The following is a 22,527-nucleotide window of genomic DNA, read 5'->3' as shown; positions in this document are numbered from 1 at the left end:
TTCCTGTCGTACGGCTCGGACGGCGCAGCTCAGGGACGCCGGATGGCGTCGGCCGCGGCGGTGGCGGCGGTCCCGGCCGCCAGCTCGGTCTCCAGCAGCTGCTTGCCGAGCAGTTCGGGGTCGGGCAGGTCCATCGGGTACTCACCGTCGAAGCAGGCGCGGCACAGGTCCGGCTTGGCGATGGTGGTCGCCTCGATCATGCCGTCGATGGAGATGTACGCGAGCGAGTCCGCGCCCAGGCTGGTGCCGATCTCCTCGATCGACATGCCGTTGGCGATCAGCTCGGCCCGGGTGGCGAAGTCGATGCCGAAGAAGCAGGGCCACTTCACCGGGGGCGAGGAGATCCGGATGTGGACCTCGGCGGCGCCCGCCTCGCGCAGCATGCGGACCAGGGCCCGCTGGGTGTTGCCGCGCACGATGGAGTCGTCCACGACGACCAGCCGCTTGCCCTTGATGACTTCCTTGAGCGGATTCAGCTTCAGCCGGATGCCGAGCTGGCGGATCGTCTGCGAGGGCTGGATGAAGGTCCGGCCGACGTAGGCGTTCTTCACCAGGCCGTTGCCGAAGGGGATGCCGGACGCCTCGGCGTAACCGATCGCGGCCGGGGTCCCGGACTCCGGGGTCGCTATGACCAGATCGGCCTCGGCGGGCGCCTCCTTGGCGAGGCGGCGGCCCATCTCGACGCGCGACAGGTACACGTTCCGGCCGGCGATGTCGGTGTCCGGGCGGGCCAGGTACACGTACTCGAAGACACAGCCCTTGGGCTTCGCTTCCGCGAACCGGGAACTGCGCAGGCCGTTCTCGTCGATGGCGACGAACTCGCCCGGCTCGATCTCGCGGACGTAGGAGGCGCCGCAGATGTCGAGGGCGGCGGACTCGGAGGCCACCACCCAGCCGCGCTCCAGCCGGCCGAGCACCAGCGGGCGGATGCCCTGCGGGTCACGGGCGGCGTAGAGGGTGTGTTCGTCCATGAAGACGAGGCTGAAGGCGCCCTTGACCTCGGGGAGCACCGCGTGGGCGGCCTCCTCGATGGTCAGCGGCTTGCCGTCCTCGTCGACCTGCGCGGCGAGCAGTGCCGTCAGCAGGTCGGTGTCGTTGGTGGCCGCGACCCGGGTGGAGCGGCCGTTGGTGTCCTTGGGCAGTTCGGCGACCATCTCCGCGAGCTGCGCGGTGTTGACCAGGTTGCCGTTGTGGCCGAGCGCGATCGAACCGTGCGCGGTGGCGCGGAACGTCGGCTGGGCGTTCTCCCACACGGAGGCGCCGGTGGTCGAGTAGCGGGCGTGTCCGACCGCGATGTGACCCTGGAGCGAACCGAGCGAGGTTTCGTCGAAGACCTGGGAGACCAGGCCCATGTCCTTGAAGACGAGGATCTGGGAGCCGTTGCTGACCGCGATTCCCGCGGATTCCTGACCCCGGTGCTGGAGGGCGTAGAGCCCGAAGTACGTGAGCTTTGCGACCTCTTCGCCGGGCGCCCAGACACCGAAGACGCCGCAAGCGTCCTGGGGGCCTTTTTCGCCGGGAAGCAGATCGTGATTGAGTCGACCGTCACCACGTGGCACGCCTCCGAGTGTAGGCGAGGCGGACCGCTGGACCGAATTGGGGATATGTGGCCCTCACCGAACCCCGGCTCGCGATCACCTTGGTTGATTCTGCGTTTACGCAGGTCAGCGAGGTGCGTGTGGAGAGGGTCGAGGCCGGGGCGGCTCAGGCGAGGGCTGGTGGGGCCTGTGGGGCCCGGTCCTGAGTGAGGTGTCGCACATCATCCGGACGCGCCCGGCGCGAGCTGGACCCGTCCTCCCTCACCCGTGGTGAGGGTGAGCGCCCCGTCGTCGGCACGCGCCGTGAGCGCGCCGGAGCGCAGGGCGCGGGTGAGGGCGCGCTCGAAGGTCATCCGGGGTTCGTCGCACGCCATCCGGGTCGTGCGCAGGGTGCCGAAGTCGATCCGGTCGCCGTCGATGGTGGTGGGCGCGGAGAAGGTGTTGCAGCCGAGGTTGCCGGTGGCGCGGCCCTCGTCGTCGATGCGGATGCGGGCGGCCGCGGGGGCACGGTGCGTGGTGGTGCCCTCGGTGACGCTGTCCACCCGCCAGTCGGTGCCGGTCAGGCGCGGGGGCGGGGCGACCGAGGCGCTGCCGGGGTCGGAGGTGTCGTTTCCGCAGGCCACCGCGAGCGGTACGAGCGCGGCGGCCACCATCAGTGTCATGCGCTGCGTGTGCCGGTCCATGCCGGTTCGACGGGCGGGGCACGGCCGGGGTTCCGTGCTATCCGCGCAGCGGCAGCAGCCCGGAGAGGTCGGCGCGCTCGCCGCTGGCGCTCACCTCGGCCCGAGCGACGGCGTCTTCCCAGGTCAGGCGGCCGGTGGCGAGGCGGACCCAGGTGAGCGGGCCGGTCTCGACGACGTTCGGGGGTGTCCCCCGGGTGTGCTTGAGCCCCTCGACGCACTGCACCACCGCGTACGGCGGCACCCGCACCTCGGTGGAGCCGCCGGGCGCCTTGAGGGCGAGGGCGTCGGCGAGCAGCCGGGTCGCCGCGGCCAGCGCGTGCCGGTCCAGCGGCACCTTCAGTCCGGGCACCGCGCCGGACAGGTCGTCGGCGGCGAGGACCAGCTCGACGGCGAGGGTGACCAGGTACTCGTTCAGCGGCAGCACCCCGGCGCCGGTGTCCACCAGCGGACTGCCGGCGTGGTCGCCCAGCAGGGCGCGCAGATCCGCCTCGGCGGCGGCGAGGTCGAGCGGTACGGGCGTGAAGGCGGCCGCCTTGCGCAGCGGCCACTCCGCGAGCGGCAGCGTCTGCTGGAACTGCGCCGGCCGCTCCGCCGCCTGCCGTACGGCGACGACGGCCGCGGCGACCCGCTCGGCCAGCTCCCGCATGGTCATCCCTTCCCGCCGCGTGGGCAGGGCGAGCTGACCGGGGTCGAGCCCCTCCACCGCCTCCCGCACCGCGCCGAGCTGCGTGAGCACGGCACCACGGGTGCGCAGGGGGTCGTACTTGCGGGCGCGCTTCTTGGCCGGGGGCATGGGGCGACCCTATGCCGGAACGGCCCCCGCCCGGGTGGGGCGGGAGCCGTTCGCGGTCGTCAGGCCAGCAGCGCCGGGATGGTGTTCTCGTGCGCCTCGCGCAGCTCGGCCAGGGGGAGCCCGAACTCGCCCTGGATCTCGACGGAGTCACCGTCCACGACACCGATGCGGGTGGCCGGCAGGCCCCGCGCGCCGCACATGTCGGTGAAGCGCAGTTCCTCCGAGCGCGGCACGGCGACGAGCGCGCGGCCCGCCGACTCCGAGAGCAGGAAGGTGAACGCGTCCAGACCGTCCGGGACGATCAGCCGCGCGCCCTTCTCCCCCAGCAGCGCCGACTCGACCACGGCCTGGATCAGGCCGCCGTCGGACAGGTCGTGCGCGGAGTCGACCATGCCGTCGCGGGAGGCGGAGATCAGGATGTCGGCGAGCAGCCGCTCCCGCTCCAGGTCGACCTTCGGGGGCAGCCCGCCGAGGTGGTCGTGGACGACCTGGGACCAGGCCGAACCGCCGAACTCCTCAGAGGTGTCGCCGAGCAGGTAGAGGAGCTGGCCCTCCTCCTGGAAGGCGACCGGGGTACGCCGGGCCACGTCGTCGATGACGCCGAGCACCGCGACGACCGGGGTCGGGTGGATGGCGGCCTCGCCGGTCTGGTTGTACAGGGAGACGTTGCCGCCGGTCACCGGGGTGCCGAGCTGGAGGCAGCCGTCCGCGAGACCGCGCACGGCCTCCGCGAACTGCCACATCACGGCCGGGTCCTCGGGCGAACCGAAGTTCAGGCAGTCGGAGACCGCAAGGGGCTTGGCGCCGGTCGTCGCCACGTTCCGGTACGCCTCGGCCAGCGCGAGCTGGGCGCCGGTGTACGGGTCGAGCTTGGCGTAGCGGCCGTTGCCGTCGGTGGCGATGGCGACGCCGAGGCCGGTCTCCTCGTCCACGCGGATCATGCCGGAGTCCTCCGGCTGGGCGAGGACGGTGTTGCCCTGCACGAAGTGGTCGTACTGCGAGGTGATCCACTTCTTCGACGCCTGGTTGGGCGACGCGACCAGCTTCAGGACCTGCTCACGCAGTTCCTCGGGCGTGGCCGGGCGGGGCAGCTTGTTCGCGTCGTCGGCCTGGAGGGCGTCCTGCCAGTCGGGGCGGGCGTAGGGGCGCTCGTAGACCGGGCCGTCGTGGGCGACGGTGCGCGGGTCGACGTCGACGATCTTCTCTCCGTGCCAGAAGATCTCCAGCCGGTCGCCGTCGGTGACCTCACCGATGACGGTGGCGATGACGTCCCACTTCTCGCAGATCTCCAGGAAGCGGTCGACCTTCTCGGGCTCGACCACCGCGCACATGCGTTCCTGCGACTCGCTCATGAGGATCTCCTCGGGCGAGAGCGTGGAGTCGCGCAGCGGAACGTCGTCCAGGGTGACGCGCATGCCGCCGGAGCCGTTGGAGGCCAGCTCGCTGGTCGCGCAGGAGAGCCCGGCGGCGCCGAGGTCCTGGATGCCGACGACGAGCTTCTCCTGGAACGCCTCCAGGGTGCACTCGATGAGGAGCTTCTCCTGGAAGGGGTCGCCGACCTGGACGGCAGGGCGCTTCGACGGCTTGGCGTCGTCGAAGGTCTCCGAGGCGAGGATCGAGGCGCCGCCGATGCCGTCGCCGCCGGTCCGGGCCCCGTAGAGGATGACCTTGTTGCCGGCGCCGGACGCCTTGGCGAGGTGGATGTCCTCGTGCTTCATGACGCCGATGGCACCGGCGTTGACCAGCGGGTTGCCCTGGTAGCAGGCGTCGAAGACGACCTCGCCGCCGATGTTGGGCAGGCCCAGGCAGTTGCCGTAGCCGCCGATGCCGGCGACGACGCCGGGCAGGACGCGCTTGGTGTCGGGGTGGTCGGCCGCGCCGAAGCGCAGCGGGTCCACGACCGCGACCGGGCGGGCGCCCATGGCGATGATGTCGCGGACGATGCCGCCGACGCCCGTGGCCGCGCCCTGGTAGGGCTCGACGTAGGAGGGGTGGTTGTGCGACTCGACCTTGAAGGTGACCGCGTAGCCCTGGCCGACGTCCACCACACCGGCGTTCTCGCCGATGCCGACGAGCATGGCGTCCGACTGGGGCGCCTTCTCGCCGAACTGGCGCAGGTGGACCTTGGAGGACTTGTACGAGCAGTGCTCGGACCACATGACCGAGTACATGGCGAGCTCGGCGCCGGTCGGGCGGCGGCCGAGGATCTCGACCACGCGCTCGTACTCGTCCTTCTTCAGACCGAGTTCGGCCCAGGGCAGCTCGACGTCAGGGGTGGCGGCCGCGTTGTCGACCGTGTCCAGAGGCGTCCGGCTCATGCGTTGACCAGCTTCTTGAGGATCGAGGTGAAGAACGGGAGGCCGTCGGTGCGGCCCGTGCCGATCAGCGGCTCGACGGCGTGCTCGGGGTGCGGCATGAGGCCGACGACGTTCCCGGCCTCGTTGGTGATGCCGGCGATGTCGTTGAGCGAGCCGTTGGGGTTCATGTCCAGGTAGCGGAAGACGACCCGGCCCTCCGCCTCCAGCTTGTCGAGCGTGTACGCGTCGGCGACGTACCGGCCGTCCATGTTCTTGAGCGGGATGTGGATCTCCTGGCCCTGGCGGTAGTCGCCGGTCCAGGCCGTCCCCGCGTTCTCCACCCGCAGCTTCTGGTCGCGGCAGATGAAGTGGAGGTGGTCGTTGCCGAGCATGCCGCCGGGCAGCAGGTGCGCCTCGGTGAGGACCTGGAAGCCGTTGCAGATACCGAGGACCGGAAGGCCGGCCTTCGCCTGCTCGATGACGGTCTCCATCACCGGCGAGAAGCGGGAGATCGCTCCGGCGCGCAGATAGTCGCCGTAGGAGAAACCGCCGGGCAGCACAACGGCGTCGACCTGCTTCAGGTCCTTGTCCTTGTGCCACAGGGCGACGGGTTCGGCGCCGGCGAGGGTGATGGCGCGCCGGGTGTCACGGTCGTCCAGGCTTCCCGGAAAGGTGACGACGCCAATACGAGCGGTCACTCGGCGGCCCCCGCTACTTCCTCCGCCTTCACGGTGAAGTCCTCGATCACCGTGTTGGCGAGGAAGGATTCCGCCAGATCACGGATGCGGGCGAGCGCGGCCTCGTCGACCGGTCCCTCTACTTCCAGCTCGAATCGCTTTCCCTGGCGGACGTCCGAGATCCCCGTGAAACCCAGGCGCGGCAGCGCACGCTGGACCGCCTGGCCCTGGGGGTCGAGGATCTCCGGCTTGAGCATGACGTCGACTACGACGCGTGCCACTGGCACTCCCGGTGTGTGGTGCTGAGCAGGTTCCTTCAGACTACCCGTACAAAATTTCTACGCGGGTAGAGTTGGAGGTTTCTACGTGACCCGCATCACGATCGGGTGTCGAACACCGGCCCCGGTGAAAATTTCTGGGAAAGTTCTGCGGGCCGCTGGTGATGCCTATTGAACCCGGACACGCGGAGGTATTCAGTAGGGCTTCCCAATTCATTGGCGCGCACTGTACAAATGAATTGGCAATAGCCGATACTCGGCACGTCATTGCCGGTCGAGACCGGTGGGCCGACGTGCCGCACGAAGGGACCGATATCCGTGGCGCAAAAGGTCGTGGTCACGCTCTTCGACGACATCGACGGCTCGGAAGCGGCGGAAACGATCGCCTTCGGACTCGACGGCAAGTCGTACGAGATCGACCTCAACGAAACCAACGCCAAGAAACTGCGCAAGGCGCTCGCGCCCTACGTGGAGGCCGGCCGCAAGCGCGCCCGGTCCGGCAAGGCGTACAAGCAGACCGAGGTCGCCCCCGACCCGGCCGCGATCCGTGCCTGGGCCCAGGCGAACAAGATGGACGTGCCCGCGCGCGGCCGCATCCCCAAGAAGGTCTACGAGGCGTTCAGCGCCGCCCGCTGAGCCCGCGGAGGACGACCCTCAGGGCCCCGGACGCCGGGCCCTGAGACTCGTTCACCCGGCCTCGGGGGGAACCGACTTGCGCGACCCCCCTGTTGATCGGCTAATGTCTGGGACACGCCGAGGGGCGAGGCCGAAAGGCCGAAACCCACGGACCGTGCGGGTGTAGTTCAGTAGTAGAACACCCCCCTTCCAGGGGGGAGGCGCAGTGTGCGATTCCTGTCACCCGCTCTGGCACCGGTCATGACCATCCTTTTGGATCAGGTAGGCTGGTGCTCGCACCGATCGGTGGGAGCCGGTCGGGAGCAGTGCGGACGTAGCTCAGTTGGTAGAGCGCAACCTTGCCAAGGTTGAGGTCGCGAGTTCGAGCCTCGTCGTCCGCTCAGAGAAAAGGCCCCCGGTCTTCGGACCGGGGCCTTTTTCGTGCCCGGCTCCCGCTGACATTTGTCATGCGAGGTGATGACACCGCGCACTGCCCACGCGCCCCGACCGCCGGGACGCTGGAGCCATGGACAGCACACCGCACACCCCTGTGATCGAGGTCACCGATCTGCGGCGGGTCTACGGCGACGGGTTCGAGGCCGTGCGCGGCATCACCTTCTCCGTGGCCCGCGCCGAGATCTTCGCCCTGCTCGGCACCAACGGCGCCGGCAAGACCTCCACCGTCGAACTCCTGGAGGGTCTCGCGGCGCCCGCCGGGGGCCGGGTGAGGGTCCTCGGCCACGATCCCCACGCCGAGCGGGCCGCCGTGCGTCCGCGCACCGGCGTGATGCTCCAGGAGGGCGGCTTCCCCTCCGGTCTCACCGTCGCCGAGACCGTCCGGATGTGGGCGGGCTGCACCAGCGGCGCCCGGTCCGGGGCGGAGGCGCTGGAGCGCGTCGGGCTCGCCGGGCGGAGCGGCGTACGGATCAAGCAGCTGTCCGGCGGCGAGCGGCGGCGCCTCGACCTCGCGCTCGCCCTGCTCGGCGACCCCGAGGTGCTGTTTCTGGACGAGCCGACCACCGGACTGGACGCCGAAGGCCGCCGGGACACCTGGGAGTTGGTGCGCGCGCTGCGCGACGCCGGGACCACGGTGCTGCTCACCACGCACTATCTGGAGGAGGCCGAGGACCTGGCCGACCGGCTGGCGATCCTGCACGAGGGCCGCATCGCCGCCTCCGGCACCCCGGCCGAGGTGACCGCGGACCGTCCGGCGAGCATCTCCTTCCGGCTGCCCGAGGGGTACTTCCCCGGCGACCTGCCTCCGCTGGCCGAACTCGGCGTATCCGCACACGAGTTCAGCGGACACAAGGTCCGGCTCAGCACTCACGGGCTCCAGCGGGCGGCCACCGGGGTGCTGGCGTGGGCGGAGCGGGCCGGGATCGAACTGCACGGTCTGGACATGCGGTCGGCGTCCCTGGAGGAGGCGTTCCTCAAAATCGCCGGAGAGCGGAAGGTGGCGGCATGAGCGCGGGAACTCATCCGGCGGGCACGGGAAGCGGAGCGGCGCGGCGGCTGCGGGCGCTGGCCCGCGCCGAACTCACCCTGCTCCAGCGGAACAAGGCGGTGGTGTTCACGGCGCTGCTCGTGCCGCTCACGCTGCCCTTCAGCGCACGGCAGGCCGTCGACCGAATGGAGCTGGAGAAACTCGGCCTGAGCGTGGGCACGGTCATGCTCCCGGCGGCCGTCGGCTTCACCTTCCTCTTCGCCGTCTACGCCTCCCTGGTCAACGCCTACGTCGCCCGCCGCGAGGAACTCGTCCTCAAGCGGCTGCGCACCGGCGAGCTGTCCGACCCGGAGATCCTCACCGGCACCGCGCTGCCCGCCCTGGGGCTCGGCCTCGCCCAGGCGCTGCTGCTCTGCGCGGCCTGCACGGCCCTGCTGGACCTCGGTGCGCCGAGGGCACCGCACCTGGCGCTGCTCGGGCTGCTCGCCGGGCTGGTCACCAGCGCCGCCCTGGCCGCGCTCACCGCGTCCTTCACCCGCAGCGCCGAGAGCGCCCAGGTGACCGCGCTGCCGCTGGTCTTCGCCTCCATGCTCGGCTCGGGCATCATGTTCCCGACCGAGGCCATGCCCGACCGGCTCGCCTCGGTCGTCGAACTGCTCCCGCTGTCCCCGGCCGTACGCCTGGTCCGCGGCGGCTGGACCGGACACCTGAGCGCGTACGAGGCGCTGGGCGCCACGGCGACCGCGCTGGCCTGGGTGGTCGTGGCGGTGTTCGCCGCGGGGCGCTGGTTCCGCTGGGAACCGCGCCGCTGAGATGGGGGGAGCCGGAGTGCTGGGGCGGATGCGGGAGCTGCGGGAGCGGCACTGGGGGGAGCGGAGCAAGGCGGAGCGGGTCGAGCTGACGACCGTCGCCATGTGGCACCTGATGCCGTGGACCCTGTCGTCGAGCTGGCTGCTGCTGCCCCTGGTCACAGGGCTGCGGCACCGGCCGGCGCCGCTCGCGCTCGGCGCGCTGCTGATCCTGGTCAACGTGCTGCAGTGCGCGGCGGCCAACCGGCTCGTCCGTCCCGTCCTCGACCGCTACCTCGGCCGGGCTCCTCTGTCCGGCCGGGCGTCGTGGGGGCCCTGGGCCCTGCTCGTCCTCGCCCTGGCGCTCGTCGTGGCGCTGGCCTCGGTGGACGGCGCGGAGGGCGTGACGCTGCGGCTCGCCGTCGGAGCGGTGCTGATGCCGTTCGGGCTGACGTACGCACTGCTGGTGCCGGTCCGGGTCTATCTGCGCCGGACCGGCGCGCTCACCGTCGCCCTGCTGACGACGCTGGCGCTGACCGGGCTCGACGAGCTCGTGTCCCTGCCGGGCACCGCTTTCACGATCACGTTCGGCGTGCTGCTCGCCCTGGGCGGCGGGCGCAGCGCCGCCTGGACCCTGTCCGTGCTCTGGGAGGCCGAGCGGGCGCGGGAGGCGGAGGCGCGGCTCGCCGTCGCGGAGGAACGCCTGCGGTTCGGGCGGGACCTGCACGACGTACTGGGCCGGAACCTGTCGGTGATCTCCCTGAAGAGCGAGCTGGCCGTCCAGCTCGCCCGGCGCGGCCGGCCGGAGGCGGTGGAGCAGATGGTCGAGGTGCAGCGCATCGCCCAGGAGTCGCAGCGCGAGGTGCGCGAGGTCGTGCGCGGCTACCGCGAGGCCGACCTCGCCGCCGAACTCGCCGGCGCCAAGGGCGTGCTGGGGGCGGCCGGGATCGTGTGCGAGGTGACCGCGGAGGACCCGGTGCTGCCGCTGCCGGTGCGGTCCGTGCTGGCATGGGTGGTGCGCGAGGCGGCCACCAACGTGCTGCGGCACGGGGACGCGCGGCGGTGCGCGGTGGAACTGGTGACACGGAAGGGGCATGTGGTGCTGACGGTGGAGAACGACGGCGCGGGCCGTCCGGACGGGAGCGGCGGCTCCGGTCTCGCCGGGCTGCGGGAGCGGCTGGCCGCCGTCGAGGGCACGCTGACTGCGGGCCCGGCCGGCGAGGAGCGCTTCCGGCTCCAGGCACGGGTGCCGATGGAAGGGGTGCCGGCGTGAACGGGCCGATCCGGCTGCTGCTCGCCGACGACGAGCATCTGATCCGGGGCGCGCTGGCCGCGCTGCTCTCGCTGGAGGACGACCTGCTGGTCGTCGCGGAGGCGGCGACCGGACCCGAGGCGCTGGCGATGGCGCGGGCCCACACGCCCGACGTCGCGGTGCTGGATCTCCAGATGCCGGGCGCCGACGGTGTGAGCGTGGCCACATCGCTGCGGAGCGAACTGCCCGGCTGCCGGGTGCTGATCGTGACCGGGCACGGGCGGCCCGGGCATCTGAAGCGGGCACTGGCCGCGGGGGTGCGCGGCTTCGTCCCGAAGACGGTCAGCGCCGAGCGGCTGGCCCGGATCATCCGGACCGTGCACGCCGGAAACCGCTACGTCGACCCCGAGTTGGCGGCCGACGCGATCTCCGCCGGTGACTCCCCGCTGACCGCACGGGAGGCCGAGGTGCTGGAACTGGCGGCCGACGGGGCGCCGGTCGCGGAGATCGCCGAGCGGGCCGCGCTGTCGCCGGGGACGGTGCGGAACTACCTCTCCTCGGCCGTCACCAAGCTGGGCGCGGAGAACCGGCACACCGCGGTGCGTCTCGCGCGCGACCGGGGTTGGGTATAGTTGGCTCCGCGCCACGGCGCACTGCGGACGTAGCTCAGTTGGTAGAGCGCAACCTTGCCAAGGTTGAGGTCGCGAGTTCGAGCCTCGTCGTCCGCTCCATGAAGAAGCCCCCCGGTTCTCACCGGGGGGCTTTTCTCGTCCTAGCTCCAGCGGGTGCCGGTCAGGCGCTCGTACGCCTCGATGTACTTGGCGCGGGTCGCCTCCACCACCTGCCCGGGCAGCGCGGGCGGGGGCTGCTCGCTCTTGCGGTCCCAGCCGGACTCGGGGCCGGTCAGCCAGTCCCGCACGAACTGCTTGTCGTACGACGGCTGGGCGTGGCCCGGCTCCCAGGTCTCGGCCGGCCAGAAGCGGGACGAGTCCGGGGTGAGCACCTCGTCGGCGAGGACCAGGGTGCCGCCGTCGAAGCCGAACTCGAACTTGGTGTCCGCCAGCACGATCCCCCGGTCGCGGGCGATGTCACGGGCGCGGGCGTACACCGCGAGGGTGGCCTGGCGGAGCTGGGCGGCGGTCTCGGCGCCGACCTGGCGGGCCACCTCCTCGTAGGACACGTTCTCGTCGTGCTCGCCGACCTCGGCCTTGGTGGCCGGGGTGAAGATCGGGCCGGGCAGCTCCGAGCCGTCGACCAGGCCCTCGGGGAGGGCGAGCCCGCAGACCGTGCGGGACTCCCGGTACTCGGCGAGACCCGAGCCGGTCAGATAGCCGCGGGCCACGCACTCCACCGGAACCATGTCCAGCGACTTGCAGACCAGGGTGCGGCCCGCCCAGTCGGCCGGGGCGCCCTCGGGCACCTCGGTGCTGATCACGTGGTTCGGCGCCAGGTCGCGGAGCCGGTCGAACCACCACAGGGACAGCTGGGTGAGCACCCGGCCCTTGTCGGGGATCTCGGTGGGCAGCACCCAGTCGTACGCGGAGATGCGGTCGCTGGCGACCATCACGAGGTCGCCCGCCTCGTCGCGGTACAGCTCGCGCACCTTGCCGGTGTGCAGGTGCACCAGACCCGGAACCTGGATCGGCTCGGGCTTTTCTACGAATCCGGACACGGTTCCTCCCCGTGGTTCTGTCCAACTGCCTCGATTCTCCCGTATGCCGGGGACGGGGCTGGTGGCAGGGTCAGTCCCGCTTGCAGATACGGTCCAGCAGATTGGCGGTGGCGCGCTGGACACGGGCGTCCAGGTGACCGGGCCGGTCCAGCGCGGGTGACCAGGCGAAGGTGCCCGAGGCGAAGACCCAGGCGCCGGACGGGGCGCGGTACAGGGACGTCTCCTGGTGGCGCCGGACGCCGTCGCCGTCGGTGTACGGGGAGTGCGCGAGCAGCACCCGCTCCTCGTGCTCGGGCAGGGCGGTGCGCGGGAAGTACCGGTCGGCCTCGCCGGCTACCAGGCCCTCGATCTCGTCGCCCTCGCGGGCACCGGTGGCGTCCCAGAGCCAGTGCCCGGCGTTGCGGACGATCAGCGGATGCGGCTCGGGCACCCGGCCCGCGTACTGGATGCCGATCAGCTGCTGCTCGGGGCGGTCGATCTCCCGCCACAGCACCGGCTTCCCGGGGCCCTTGCGCTTGCGGCAGGTCAGCAGCCGGTCCGGGACCCCGGACGCGGAGGGCGACAACTCCACCTGCCAATACATGGTGTTGGCCGACAGGAAGACCAGCGAGGTGCCCCGGTCGCGGGCCCCCTCCACCGCCCGGCGCATCGGCACCGACCAGTACTCGTCGTGGCCGGGGAAGACCAGGCCCCGGTACCGGGTGGGATCGACGCGGCCCGCGTGCAGGTCGCGGGCGTCGGCGTAGGCGAGGTCGTAGCCGTAGCGCTCGGCCCAGCGGATGAAGTCGTAGGCGTGGCCGACGTGCAGGGGCAGGCCCGCGCCGGCGTACGGGCGGTCGAAGGAGACGGTGGTGGCGGCGTCGGCCTCGCCGAGGAGGGAGCCCTTCTCGTCCCAGGCGTGGTAGAGGCTGGCGCCCGTACGGCCGTCCTCCGGGTACAGGTTGTACGCCTGCCAGGTGATGTCGGGGAGCAGCAGGAGGAGGTCCGCGGGCTCGTCGTCGCGGACCGTGAACGGCACGTGGGAGCGGTAGCCGTCGGCGGTGGTGAGCACGGCGACGTACGCGCCGACCCGCCACTCGGCGGGCACCTGCAGGCGCCAGGACAGCCACCAGTGGTGGCAGGAGACCGTACGGTCCGCGGCCAGCGGCGCGGACTGGACGATGCCGGAGAGCCGGGGGCTGGTGGTGATCTTGGCGGCGCCGTGACCGGCGTAGTGGCCGATCCGGTAGATGTCGACGCTGAACTCCTGCGGCGGGTCGACCGTGATGTGGAAGTCGATCGCCTCGCCGGGCGCGACCGCGCCGGTGGACGCGAACCCCTTGATCTGCCGGCCCACGTCGTCGGCCGAGCGCGGGCCGGGACCGGCCGAGCGCGGGGCCGGGACGCGCGGTGCGCCGGGCCGGCCGGGCCGGGCGGTGGCCGGCTGCGTGGTGTCGACGTACCAGGGGACCACCTGGCCGGTGTCGTCGAAGTACGTCTCACTGCCGCGCAGCCAGGGCACCGGGCCCTGGCCGAAGGGATCGGTGACGGCGTGCGCGAGCGCTCCCGACTCCCAGCGACGGATGTGATCCGAGGTCATGGACGCCCCCTCCCTCGTGCCCCCGTTGTTCTTGTTGCGTTGTCTGTGGTGCCAGGACCGGACCCGGTGCCGTCGCGTGCCTCGGGTGTGCTCGGTGCGCCGGATCGCTCGGCCGTGCGGGCGTGTGTCGTATGCCCGTGCCATGTGCGTGTCGGTCCCAGCACATCACATAACGCACGACTCCGGTCACTGTTCGTTGCGAATTGGCCTGAAGTGGAAGACCCTGCTCCGTAACGCCGGGGCACCGGTGGGACGCCTGGTGTCCGGTGCCCTCAGTGGGGTCTCTCCTCAGACCAGCCGGACCGGCTTCTCGGGCCGTATCCCGGCCTCGGCCAGCCAGACGCGCAACGGGCCCGGATCGCCCTCCTCGATCAGGCTGAGCACCCTCGGCGCGAGGTCGACGGCGCGCTCGCCGTCCAGCAGCAGGGTGGGGCCGTCCAGCCAGTCCAGGCCGGGGGCGGCGCCGGCGGTGTCGACGGCGGCACAGCAGATCATCGCCGTGACGTGCGCGGCGAGCAGTTCCCGTCCCGTGCGCGGCGGCTGGAGCGGGAACAGCGGCAGGTCGCCGTCCTCCCACAGCGCGCTGTCCGGGCCCTGCGCCCGCGCGCCCTGCGGGGCGGCGTTCTCCTCACGGGCCAGGGCGGCGCCGAGCCCGGCGGCGAGCAGCGCGCTGCGCTCGGTCGCGGGATCGTCGGGGTCCGCCTCGGTGCCGTCCTCCACGCCGTCCAGCGGTACGGCGGGTGCCGGGACCGTTAGGGCACCGCCGCCGGAGGGCTCGGTCAGGTGGTCCAGGACGCGGGCCAGGGTGGGCCCGCCCGGGTCGGGGGTGGCGGGGTCCAGGCTGGGGCTGACGCCCAGGGAGTCCAGGACCCGGTGCAGCCGGGCCGCCTCCGCCCGCCAGGTGCGGTCCACGACCTCCTCGGGGTACGCCTGCCAGTCCACCGGCGCCCAGCCGGGTCCGGGCTCGGCGGGGCCGCCGTGGAAGAGGCGGGCGGTGAGCAGGGACACCGCCTCGTCCACCGCGCCGGGCTCCTCCAGCAGGTCGCACGCGGGGCGCTCGCCGAGGCGCGCGGCGAAGCCGTCCGCCAGCCGGTCGCGCCGGGACAGTTCGGTCAGCGCGGCCGCCACGCCCACGTCCAGCCGGGAGGGCCAGCGGCCCATCCGCCAGGCGGGCAGGGCCACCTTGGTCAGCAGCCGGTCCCAGCCGGCGTACGCCAGCCCCACCTGCTCCTGGGCCGCGATCCGGGGGCCGTAGTCCACCGACTGGGCGCGCTCGGCGGCGGCCGTGGCGACCCCGCGCTCCATCAGCGCGGCGTGCTCGCGGCAGCCGCGCAGCAGCAGCCGGGCCACCCTGCCGAGCACCGCGTACACGCCCCGGGTCAGCGGGCCGCGGCCCGGCGCGTCGGCGACGGCCACCGCGGCGTCGAGACCGCGCACGAAGCGGCGGGCGGCGGCTATGTCCGGCTCCGCCGACGGGCCGGTGCCGGCGACGACCGGGGCGAGCACCGCGCGCAGCTCGGCGACCCGCATCCACCACAGGAACGGCGACCCGATGACCAGGACCGGCGCCGGGACGGCGATCCGCCTCTCGGGGCGGGCGCCGGGCACCACCGGTCCGTCGTGGGAGCGCGTGACGGGCGGGGCGTGCGCCGGGTGGGTGCGGTCCTCCAGCCAGCTGTCGCAGTCCGGGGTGAGCGCTATCGCCGAGGGCGCGGGTACGTCGAGCCGGTCGGCCAGGTCGCGCACCATCCGGTACAGATCGGGGGCGGACCGCTCGGACACCGGGACCGTGGGGCTCGCGGCGGGGCGCGCGCGGGCCACGACCAAGGCGATGCCGGCCGCCGCCAGCAGGACCAGCACGGCGAGGGCGCCCACCGCCCAGCGGGCCGCGTCCCACCCCGGGCCGGTGAACTGGCCGGTGGCACCCCCGGTCAGCAGGATCACCTCGGCGGCCGCGGGCAGCAGCGCCACGGCCAGCGCCCGGCTGCGCACGCGCAGCACCGCCAGCGCGCGCGACCGCGCGGCCCTGACGCCCAGCTCTCCACCGGTTCCGGTCATGCGCGACGCTCACCCCCACCCTGCCGATCGCGTGCTGTCCTGGCGGTGCCCACTCCCCCACTGTGGCACCCGTCACTGACATCGCAATGCCGGTGGGCCAAGTGCCGGACCGCTTGCGCCGCACCATAGTTGGGGCCCCGGCCCCCGTCAGCCGGATAGCGCATCGCTCACTCGATGGAATGGCCTTGGTCAGAGGTGGGTGACAGACGGCAAAGGCCAGGCCCCGGATTTCGGGGTCCGGGGCCTGGGGTGGATCAGGGGTGGATCAGCGGTGTCCGGCAGCGTCCCGCGGCCGGACCGGAAGGGTCACACGGCGCCGGCCGTGGCCCCCTCGGCCGCCTTCGCGGCGATGTCCGTGCGGTGGTGGGAGCCGTCGAGCCCGATGCGGGCCACCGCGCGGTACGCACGCTCGCGGGCCTCGGCCAGGTCCTCACCGGTGGCCGTGACGGACAGCACGCGGCCGCCCGCGCTGACGACCGCCTCGCCGTCCCGGCGGGTCCCGGCGTGCAGGACGTAGGCGTGCGGGGCGTCCTGCCCGGCCACCTCGTCCAGGCCGGTGATCGCGTCGCCGGTGCGGGGCGTGCCGGGGTAGTTGTGCGAGGCGACGACCACGGTGACGGCCGCGTCCTCGCTCCAGCGCAGCGGCTCCAGGTCGGCGAGGGTGCCGTTGGCGGAGGCGAGCAGCAGCGAGGCCAGCGGCGTCTTCAGCCGGGCCAGCACGACCTGGGTCTCGGGGTCGCCGAAGCGGGCGTTGAACTCGATGACCCGCACACCGCGCGAGGTCATGGCGAGCCCGGCGTACAGCAGGCCGGAGAAGGGGGTGCCGCGCCTGCGCAGCTCGTCCACGGTCGGCTGGAGCACGGTGCGCAGCACGTCGTCGACCAGCTCGGGGTCGGCCCAGGGCAGCGGGGAGTAGGCGCCCATGCCGCCGGTGTTGGGGCCCTCGTCGCCGTCCAGCGCGCGCTTGAAGTCCTGGGCGGGCTGGAGGGGGACGACGGTCTCGCCGTCGGTGACGGCGAAGAGGGAGACCTCGGGGCCGTCGAGGAACTCCTCGATCACGACCCGCTCGCACGCGGCCGCGTGCGCCTTGGCCTCCGCCTCGTCGGAGGTGACGACGACACCCTTGCCGGCGGCGAGACCGTCGTCCTTGACGACGTACGGCGCCCCGAACGCGGCGAGGGCCTCGGCGACCTCCTCGGCGGTGGTGCAGACGTACGAGCGCGCGGTGGGCACCCCGGCCGCGGCCATGACGTCCTTGGCGAACGCCTTGGACCCCTCCAGCACGGCGGCCTCGCGGGACGGGCCGAACACCGGGAAGCCCGCCTCCCGCACGGCATCGGCCACACCGGCGACCAGCGGGGCCTCCGGGCCGATGACCACGAGGTCGGCCTCCAGCTCCCCGGCGAGCGCGGCGACCGCCTTGCCGTCGAGGGCGTCGACCTGGTGCGGCCGGGCCACCTCCGCGATGCCCGCGTTGCCGGGGGCGCAGTGCAGAGCGGTGACGTCGGGGTCGAGGGACAGGGAGCGGCACAGGGCGTGTTCGCGGGCGCCGCCGCCGATGACGAGGACCTTCACGGGAGCCAGCCTATCGGCTGGGTCACCGAAGACCGGGGGGTGGGGAAGTTGGAGGTTCCTACGAGGGGCGGCTTCGCGCTCCGGTGGCCCTGTGTGCCCCTGTGGCCTCAGCGGTCGTGGGAGAACTCCTCCACCACCGTGGCGCCCAGCTCGCGGACGATCAGGTCGCGGCCGGAGAGGGCGGACTCGTCGAGATCGGGGTCGTCGTCCGCGGGGATGTCGTCCTCGGGGGAGACGGGGGGCGGCTCGGGGGCCGGAGGTCTGGGCGCGGGGGCCGCCTGGGCCTGGGACTGCGCGCCGCCCTGGGCAGGGGCGCTCGGCCGGGCGGCCGCGGGGGACGGGGCGGGGGCGGCCGGGGCGCCGTAGCCCCCGGTGCCCGCCTGGGCGCCGCCGCCTCCGAAGCCCGGGGTGCCGCCGGAGGGCGGGGGCGCGGAGCCGCCCGAGGGGTCGATGACCGCCTCGATCCTCCACTGCACGTTGAACTGCTCCGCCAGTGCCTGGCGCAGCACGTCCTCGCTGCCGCTGGCGGAGAAGTTGTCACGGGCGCCCGCGCTGGCGAAGCCCAGCTGGAGGGTGGTGCCGTCGAAGCCGGTCACCTGGGCGTTCTGGCTGAGCAGAATCCAGGTGAAGCGGCGGCGGTTCTTGACGGCCTCCAGGATGTTCGGCCAGAGCATGCGGGGGTCGAGCCCGCCGGAGGGGGCGGGCGCGGAGGGCGCCGCCGGTGCGGGGGCGGAGGACTGGGCCTGGCCGGGGCCGCCGTGAGTCTGGGCCTGCTGGGGCTGCGGGGTCTGCGGGCTCTGCTGCTGCGGCTGGCCCTGGCCGGCCGGGGTGGCGGTGGGCCACGCGCCGGAGCGGCGGCCGCCACCGGCGGAAGCGGCGGTGGGCCACGCGCCGGGGGCGGAGGCGGGGGCGGCTTCGGGAGCCGGGGCGGGGGCGGGGGGCTGCGCGGCGGGCGCGGGGGCCTGCGCGGCGGGCGCGGGGGCCTGCGCGGCCGGAGCCGGCGGCTGAGCAACCGGGGCGGGGGCCGGGGCCGGGCTCGGCGCGGCGGGACCTGCGGGACCTGCGGGAGCACCGCCCCCCCGCACGGCCGCGCGGGCGGCGGCGGGACCGCCGCCGGGAGGCACGGCGGACCCGTCCCCCATGGTGGGCGCGGGTGCGGCGGCGGGGGCCGCGCCGGGGTGGGCCTCGGGGCCGGGCACGTACTGCATGGCCGGAGCGGCGGCACCCGCGGAGAAGTTCACGCCGCGCTCGATGCGGTCGAGGCGGGCCATGACGGAGCGCTCGTCGCCGTACGCGGCGGGCAGCATCACGCGCGCGCAGATGAGTTCGAGCTGGAGGCGGGGCGAGTTGGCGCCGCGCATCTCGGTGAGGCCCTGGTTGACGAGGTCGGCGGCGCGGCTCAGCTCGGCGGCGCCGAAGATCTCGGCCTGGGCCTGCATGCGCTCGATGACGTCGGCGGGGGCGTCGATGAGCCCCTTCTCGGCGGCGTCGGGCACGGCGGCGAGGATGACCAGGTCACGCAGCCGCTCCAGCAGGTCGGCGACGAAGCGGCGGGGGTCGTTGCCGCCCTCGATGACATGGTCGACGACCTCGAAGGCGGCGGCGCCGTCACCGGTGGCGAAGGCCTCGACCACGGAGTCGAGGAGGGAGCCGTCGGTGTAGCCGAGGAGGGAGGTGGCCATGGGGTAGGTCACACCGTCGGTGCCGGCGCCGGCGAGGAGCTGGTCCATGACGGACATGGAGTCACGCACGGAGCCCTGGCCCGCGCGGACGACCAGCGGCAGGACGCCCTCGGCGACCGGGATGGCCTCCTTCTGGCACACCTCGCCCAGGTACTCCCGCAGGGTGCCGGGCGGCACGAGCCGGAAGGGGTAGTGGTGCGTGCGCGACCGGATGGTCCCGATGACCTTCTCGGGCTCGGTGGTGGCGAAGATGAACTTGAGGTGCTCCGGCGGCTCCTCGACGACCTTCAGCAGCGCGTTGAAGCCGGCCGACGTGACCATGTGGGCCTCGTCGATGATGTAGATCTTGTACCGGCTGGAGGCAGGCCCGAAGAACGCCTTCTCGCGCAGCTCACGGGCGTCGTCCACGCCACCGTGGGAGGCGGCGTCGATCTCGATGACGTCGATCGAGCCCGGCCCGTTGCGCGCGAGGTCGCGGCAGGACTGGCACTCGCCGCAGGGGGTCGGCGTGGGGCCCTGCTCGCAGTTGAGACAGCGGGCCAGGATGCGGGCACTGGTCGTCTTGCCACAGCCGCGCGGACCGCTGAACAGGTACGCGTGATTGACCCGGTTGTTCCGCAGCGCCTGCTGCAGCGGGTCGGTTACGTGCTCCTGCCCGATGACCTCGGCAAAGGTCTCCGGGCGATAGCGGCGGTACAAGGCGAGAGACGACACGCATACGAGGTTATAGGCGCCCACGGACAACACGTCGCGGCGCTCGCTCCGGCCCAGGTCAGAGGGTTGTGCGACTTTCCGGTGCCCGTACGCCCGACCGGGTCACCCGCACCGGCCGCGATCCGCCCGCTCCCGGGAACGCAAGGGCCCCCCACGCACCCGCCAGAGCCGACCTACCCTTGCTGCCTTCCGGCCCTGGGGGAGTTCAGTCAGATAGCGCCGCGTGAGGGGCTGCGCAAAGAGTACCTGATCCGGGGGCGGACGGACGAGTTCGCGAGCACTCCTTCCGGTCATGTAATGTCTCCCTCGGAGGATTCGCCTAGAGGCCTAGGGCGCACGCTTGGAAAGCGTGTTGGGGGCAACCCCTCACGAGTTCGAATCTCGTATCCTCCGCCAGTGCCTCACCGGGCACGATGTCGAAGGGCCCCGCTGCAAGCAGCGGGGCCCTTCGACATGCGTGGTCTCAGTTTTGGTCTCAGTTGGTGCGAGTGCCCGTAGCGGCAGCGCTTACGCCGGGCCACTCACATCTGAAAGGCGGCGCGCAGCTCGTCGTCCCGCAGGAGGTCCAGGACACTCGGCTCCTCGGCCACGAAGACCCGGGGCGCTTCCTCGGACACAGCCTTGTGCAGCGCCGCGTAACAGACGTCGGCAAACGGCTGGGTGCGCATGCGGTAGATCTTGCGGCGCATGTTCCTGACATCGCCAAGAGCCCGGGCCTGGGCCCAGCCCCGCAGATCGTCGGCCAGGTTCAGCCAGGCTTCGGCACGGACCCGTGGACGCTTCCCCTCGTTCAGGCCGCAGACCTTGATGGTCCACTCGCCCTTCGGCGAGCCCTCGACCGGCCGGTAGACGCCGCTGGCGAGCCCAAGGTCCAGGTGTTCGAAGGGGTTCTCACGGGTCGGGTCAATGAGGAGGGAGCCGACGAGGCCGTCACCCCGGTGCTTGTTGCCCTTGAAGCGTGTGTTGCAGGTGGAGCAGGCCAGCAGGAGGTTCGGCCAGTAGAAGGTCCGCAGGGCGCATCGAGATTTGGGAACGAAGTGGTCCACCGTGTCGGCCAGGTGATTGCCGCAGTACATGCAGCAGTCCACACCGGGCGCCATGTCTTCCAACGCCTCGCGCATCGGCCGGTACACATCCCGTCGCACGGTCTTGCGCTCCCACATCCGCTCGGCGTGCTCACCACGCTCGGGCACTGGGGTGCCAGCCATCTCCTGGGTCAGGGCCAGCAGGGAAGCTTCCAGTCCGATAGGGAGCCGCGGTCGTACGATCCTGATCACGAGCCGCCGGTCTCCCGCCTCCTGGCTCGCAGGCTGGAGTCCTCGACGTAGGTCGCCTGGGAGCTGGCCAGGGTCCGGCGCAAAGTGCGGAACCGTCGCACCGTCTCCGGATCGGCGTCGCCCGACGCGACCTCATACTCCAGGTCGGCGAGCTCTTCGCGCAGTTCCTCGGCGCGACGGGAGAACGGGGACTGGAGACCGAAGAAATCCGAGAGCACCGCGTCGTCGCCAGTCCCGTAGACAATCGTGCCGTACTCCTTCTCGTCCACGACCTCTGGCGGGGCCTGCTCGTCGGGGCCCGGCAGTCGGACGAGGCCACCAGGGTCCGCTGCCTGGCAGATGTAGGGGCTGTGAGTGGTCACGATGAACTGGACTGCGGGGAAGTGGGCCTTGAACCACTCGCCGATGCGCTGCTGCCAGGAGACGTGGAGGTGCGCGTCCACCTCGTCGATGAGGACGACGCCCGGGTACGGCAGGTAGGGTCGACCGCCGTCGTCCCGGCGCAGTGCCAGCCCTCCGTAGGCGGCGTGCATCTGCCGTACGACGTCGAGGACCAGCGCCGTGACGGTGCGCAGGCCGTCGCTCATCCGCCACTGGGCGATGAGTGGCCCCACACCGTCGGTCCGCCGCAGCCACAGGCCGCGCGAGGTGACCTCCTCGACGCGGAAGTCGCCCGGCAGCAGATCGTCGTTGAGGAGCGCAAGCACCGATTCCAGCAGCTCCTCGGCGCCAGCTTCGCCTTCCAGTCGGCGCGTGTGGACGGAGACCAGCCAGACCACCGACTCGGTGAGGGCCGACTGCTCCTCGAAGAGGGTGCGCAGGGCCTCGGCACGGTCCGGATTCTGCCGGTCGCGCTCGAAGAGGCCGGTGCCGCTGAGGCGGCGGAAGGGACCGTAGGCGGCGTGGAACCAGCCCGGTGGCGGGGAGAAGTCCCACAAATGGTTGGCCATCTTGGCGCCTGGGTCGGCGAGGAACCGGACTCGGGTCGGGGGTGCATCCTTCGCGCTGAGCGGCTCACGGCCCGGCTCCCACACCATCGTGACCGTACGCGGATCGGGCGGAGAGGGGGCCCCAAGGTCGACATCCCGGTCCGCGCGTAGGGACAGCTCCAGCCTTCCCAGAAACCGCCCATAGGTGAGGTAGTCCTCGACCTCGCCGTCCAGCCTGCTGGCCCGCTCCGGGCCAGCCAGGGCGAGGGCGATCGACCTCAGCAAGGTCGTCTTTCCCGAGCCGTTGCGCCCGGCGAGGACGGTCCAGCCGGCATAGCTTCCGTCCGGACGCGTGAAATCGAGGTCGCAGGCCCGAGCGCCATGGAAACCACGCACGCTGTCGAGCCGGAGCCTCGTCACATACACCCGAGCGTCCTTCCTGGTCTTCGCTGGCCCTTCCTCGACGGGCCGGGCCTACTTGGCCCGACGCAACTTACCGCCCAATGTACGGACGCGCACTGAGAGTGACTCGCCGGAGCCCATGGCCAGTTCCGAACGGTCATCATCCGCGCGCGGGCAAAAGCCCCGGACGGGCGTACGTCAACTGGTGTAATGGGTTGGGCTGGCGGGCTGTTTCGGGGCGCGGGGCAGGCACAGAGCACGTGAGAGCCGCGAG

18 protein-coding genes, 4 tRNA genes and 1 other RNA gene are annotated in these 22,527 nt (G+C 72.4%); 9 read left to right on the top strand and 14 right to left on the bottom strand.

Features of this window, described 5'->3' with window-relative positions:
• Positions 1 to 29: 29 nt before the first annotated feature.
• The 6 genes from purF to purS all read right to left on the bottom strand — a co-directional run bounded on the left by purF (position 30) and on the right by purS (position 6,269).
• The gene (gene purF, locus ABZ898_RS13605) at positions 30 to 1,559 is read right to left on the bottom strand and encodes an amidophosphoribosyltransferase (RefSeq protein WP_361656965.1); all 1,530 of its coding nucleotides are present in this window, start codon (positions 1,557 to 1,559) and stop codon (positions 30 to 32) included.
• 200 nt (positions 1,560 to 1,759) lie between these two features.
• Positions 1,760 to 2,200: an META domain-containing protein gene (locus ABZ898_RS13600; RefSeq protein WP_361656962.1), complete on the bottom strand. Its 441-nt coding sequence runs from the start codon at positions 2,198 to 2,200 to the stop codon at positions 1,760 to 1,762.
• Positions 2,201 to 2,258: 58 nt separating this feature from the next.
• Entirely contained in the window at positions 2,259 to 3,014 is a 756-nt protein-coding gene (locus tag ABZ898_RS13595; protein WP_361656959.1) for a sterol carrier family protein, read from the bottom strand.
• Between the two features lie 59 nt (positions 3,015 to 3,073).
• Positions 3,074 to 5,332 (bottom strand): phosphoribosylformylglycinamidine synthase subunit PurL, encoded by a 2,259-nt coding sequence (gene purL, locus ABZ898_RS13590; RefSeq protein WP_361656956.1) that lies wholly within the window; start codon positions 5,330 to 5,332, stop codon positions 3,074 to 3,076.
• Positions 5,329 to 6,009: a phosphoribosylformylglycinamidine synthase subunit PurQ gene (gene purQ, locus ABZ898_RS13585; protein WP_361656953.1), complete on the bottom strand. Its 681-nt coding sequence runs from the start codon at positions 6,007 to 6,009 to the stop codon at positions 5,329 to 5,331. Before purQ ends, purL begins: the two co-directional genes overlap by 4 nt.
• Positions 6,006 to 6,269 (bottom strand): phosphoribosylformylglycinamidine synthase subunit PurS, encoded by a 264-nt coding sequence (gene purS, locus ABZ898_RS13580; protein ID WP_361656950.1) that lies wholly within the window; start codon positions 6,267 to 6,269, stop codon positions 6,006 to 6,008. Before purS ends, purQ begins: the two co-directional genes overlap by 4 nt.
• 315 nt (positions 6,270 to 6,584) lie before the next feature.
• Here purS and ABZ898_RS13575 point away from each other — a divergent pair, with 315 nt between their 5' ends.
• The 8 genes from ABZ898_RS13575 to ABZ898_RS13540 all read left to right on the top strand — a co-directional run bounded on the left by ABZ898_RS13575 (position 6,585) and on the right by ABZ898_RS13540 (position 11,096).
• On the top strand, positions 6,585 to 6,902 hold the full coding sequence (locus ABZ898_RS13575; protein ID WP_361656947.1) for an Lsr2 family protein: 318 nt from the start codon (positions 6,585 to 6,587) through the stop codon (positions 6,900 to 6,902).
• 156 nt (positions 6,903 to 7,058) lie between these two features.
• A tRNA-Gly gene (locus ABZ898_RS13570) sits at positions 7,059 to 7,130 on the top strand.
• Positions 7,131 to 7,209: 79 nt separating this feature from the next.
• A tRNA-Gly gene (locus tag ABZ898_RS13565) sits at positions 7,210 to 7,282 on the top strand.
• Between the two features lie 125 nt (positions 7,283 to 7,407).
• Complete coding sequence (locus ABZ898_RS13560; protein ID WP_361656944.1) at positions 7,408 to 8,346, top strand: ABC transporter ATP-binding protein; 939 nt, start codon at positions 7,408 to 7,410, stop codon at positions 8,344 to 8,346.
• Positions 8,343 to 9,137 (top strand): ABC transporter permease, encoded by a 795-nt coding sequence (locus ABZ898_RS13555; RefSeq protein ID WP_361656941.1) that lies wholly within the window; start codon positions 8,343 to 8,345, stop codon positions 9,135 to 9,137. Before ABZ898_RS13560 ends, ABZ898_RS13555 begins: the two co-directional genes overlap by 4 nt.
• A 1-nt stretch (position 9,138) precedes the next feature.
• On the top strand, positions 9,139 to 10,386 hold the full coding sequence (locus tag ABZ898_RS13550) for a histidine kinase (protein ID WP_361656938.1): 1,248 nt from the start codon (positions 9,139 to 9,141) through the stop codon (positions 10,384 to 10,386).
• A complete protein-coding gene (locus ABZ898_RS13545) occupies positions 10,383 to 10,997 on the top strand; it encodes a response regulator transcription factor (RefSeq protein ID WP_361656935.1) in 615 nt (204 codons plus the stop codon). The genes ABZ898_RS13550 and ABZ898_RS13545 overlap by 4 nt, the downstream gene beginning before the upstream one ends.
• 23 nt (positions 10,998 to 11,020) lie before the next feature.
• Positions 11,021 to 11,096, top strand: a tRNA-Gly gene (locus ABZ898_RS13540).
• Between the two features lie 41 nt (positions 11,097 to 11,137).
• Here ABZ898_RS13540 and ABZ898_RS13535 read toward each other — a convergent pair.
• The 6 genes from ABZ898_RS13535 to ffs all read right to left on the bottom strand — a co-directional run bounded on the left by ABZ898_RS13535 (position 11,138) and on the right by ffs (position 19,881).
• Positions 11,138 to 12,037, bottom strand: a complete 900-nt coding sequence (locus ABZ898_RS13535; RefSeq protein ID WP_361656932.1) for a phosphoribosylaminoimidazolesuccinocarboxamide synthase — start codon at positions 12,035 to 12,037, stop codon at positions 11,138 to 11,140.
• A 70-nt stretch (positions 12,038 to 12,107) separates the two neighbouring features.
• Complete coding sequence (locus ABZ898_RS13530) at positions 12,108 to 13,616, bottom strand: N,N-dimethylformamidase beta subunit family domain-containing protein (RefSeq protein WP_361656929.1); 1,509 nt, start codon at positions 13,614 to 13,616, stop codon at positions 12,108 to 12,110.
• Between the two features lie 288 nt (positions 13,617 to 13,904).
• The gene (locus tag ABZ898_RS13525) at positions 13,905 to 15,674 is read right to left on the bottom strand and encodes a hypothetical protein (RefSeq protein ID WP_361656926.1); all 1,770 of its coding nucleotides are present in this window, start codon (positions 15,672 to 15,674) and stop codon (positions 13,905 to 13,907) included.
• 306 nt (positions 15,675 to 15,980) lie between these two features.
• Complete coding sequence (gene purD, locus ABZ898_RS13520; RefSeq protein WP_361656923.1) at positions 15,981 to 17,249, bottom strand: phosphoribosylamine--glycine ligase; 1,269 nt, start codon at positions 17,247 to 17,249, stop codon at positions 15,981 to 15,983.
• A 107-nt stretch (positions 17,250 to 17,356) separates the two neighbouring features.
• Positions 17,357 to 19,645 (bottom strand): DNA polymerase III subunit gamma and tau, encoded by a 2,289-nt coding sequence (locus ABZ898_RS13515; protein WP_361656921.1) that lies wholly within the window; start codon positions 19,643 to 19,645, stop codon positions 17,357 to 17,359.
• 139 nt (positions 19,646 to 19,784) lie between these two features.
• Positions 19,785 to 19,881, bottom strand: an RNA gene (gene ffs, locus ABZ898_RS13510) — signal recognition particle sRNA small type.
• 72 nt (positions 19,882 to 19,953) lie between these two features.
• On the opposite strand from ffs, the gene ABZ898_RS13505 reads away from it, so the two are divergent.
• Positions 19,954 to 20,041 (top strand) — tRNA-Ser (locus ABZ898_RS13505).
• A 125-nt stretch (positions 20,042 to 20,166) separates the two neighbouring features.
• On the opposite strand, the gene ABZ898_RS13500 is transcribed toward ABZ898_RS13505, so the two are convergent.
• Both ABZ898_RS13500 and ABZ898_RS13495 read right to left on the bottom strand, forming a co-directional pair.
• Complete coding sequence (locus ABZ898_RS13500; protein ID WP_361656918.1) at positions 20,167 to 20,922, bottom strand: HNH endonuclease; 756 nt, start codon at positions 20,920 to 20,922, stop codon at positions 20,167 to 20,169.
• Positions 20,919 to 22,271 carry an AAA family ATPase gene (locus ABZ898_RS13495; RefSeq protein ID WP_361656914.1) on the bottom strand — a complete coding sequence of 451 codons (1,353 nt, stop codon included), beginning with the start codon at positions 22,269 to 22,271 and terminating at the stop codon, positions 20,919 to 20,921. Before ABZ898_RS13495 ends, ABZ898_RS13500 begins: the two co-directional genes overlap by 4 nt.
• Between the last annotated feature and the right edge of the window lie 256 nt (positions 22,272 to 22,527).

Origin of the sequence: Streptomyces sp. NPDC046860, assembly GCF_040645115.1 — a bacterium.
Classification (GTDB): domain Bacteria; phylum Actinomycetota; class Actinomycetes; order Streptomycetales; family Streptomycetaceae; genus Streptomyces.
The sequence above is the reverse complement of the archived record's forward strand: the minus strand, read 5'-3'. Positions and strand labels throughout refer to the sequence as shown.

Excerpts from the sequence above, each read along its gene's own strand:
- ABZ898_RS13600 (WP_361656962.1), bottom strand. The coding sequence starts at position 2,200 with ATGACACTGATGGTGGCCGCCGCGCTCGTACCGCTCGCGGTGGCCTGC.
- ABZ898_RS13595 (WP_361656959.1), bottom strand. The coding sequence starts at position 3,014 with ATGCCCCCGGCCAAGAAGCGCGCCCGCAAGTACGACCCCCTGCGCACC.
- purL (WP_361656956.1), bottom strand. The coding sequence starts at position 5,332 with ATGAGCCGGACGCCTCTGGACACGGTCGACAACGCGGCCGCCACCCCT.
- ABZ898_RS13560 (WP_361656944.1), top strand. The coding sequence starts at position 7,408 with ATGGACAGCACACCGCACACCCCTGTGATCGAGGTCACCGATCTGCGG.
- ABZ898_RS13555 (WP_361656941.1), top strand. The coding sequence starts at position 8,343 with ATGAGCGCGGGAACTCATCCGGCGGGCACGGGAAGCGGAGCGGCGCGG.
- ABZ898_RS13550 (WP_361656938.1), top strand. The coding sequence starts at position 9,139 with ATGGGGGGAGCCGGAGTGCTGGGGCGGATGCGGGAGCTGCGGGAGCGG.
- ABZ898_RS13530 (WP_361656929.1), bottom strand. The coding sequence starts at position 13,616 with ATGACCTCGGATCACATCCGTCGCTGGGAGTCGGGAGCGCTCGCGCAC.
- ABZ898_RS13525 (WP_361656926.1), bottom strand. The coding sequence starts at position 15,674 with ATGACCGGAACCGGTGGAGAGCTGGGCGTCAGGGCCGCGCGGTCGCGC.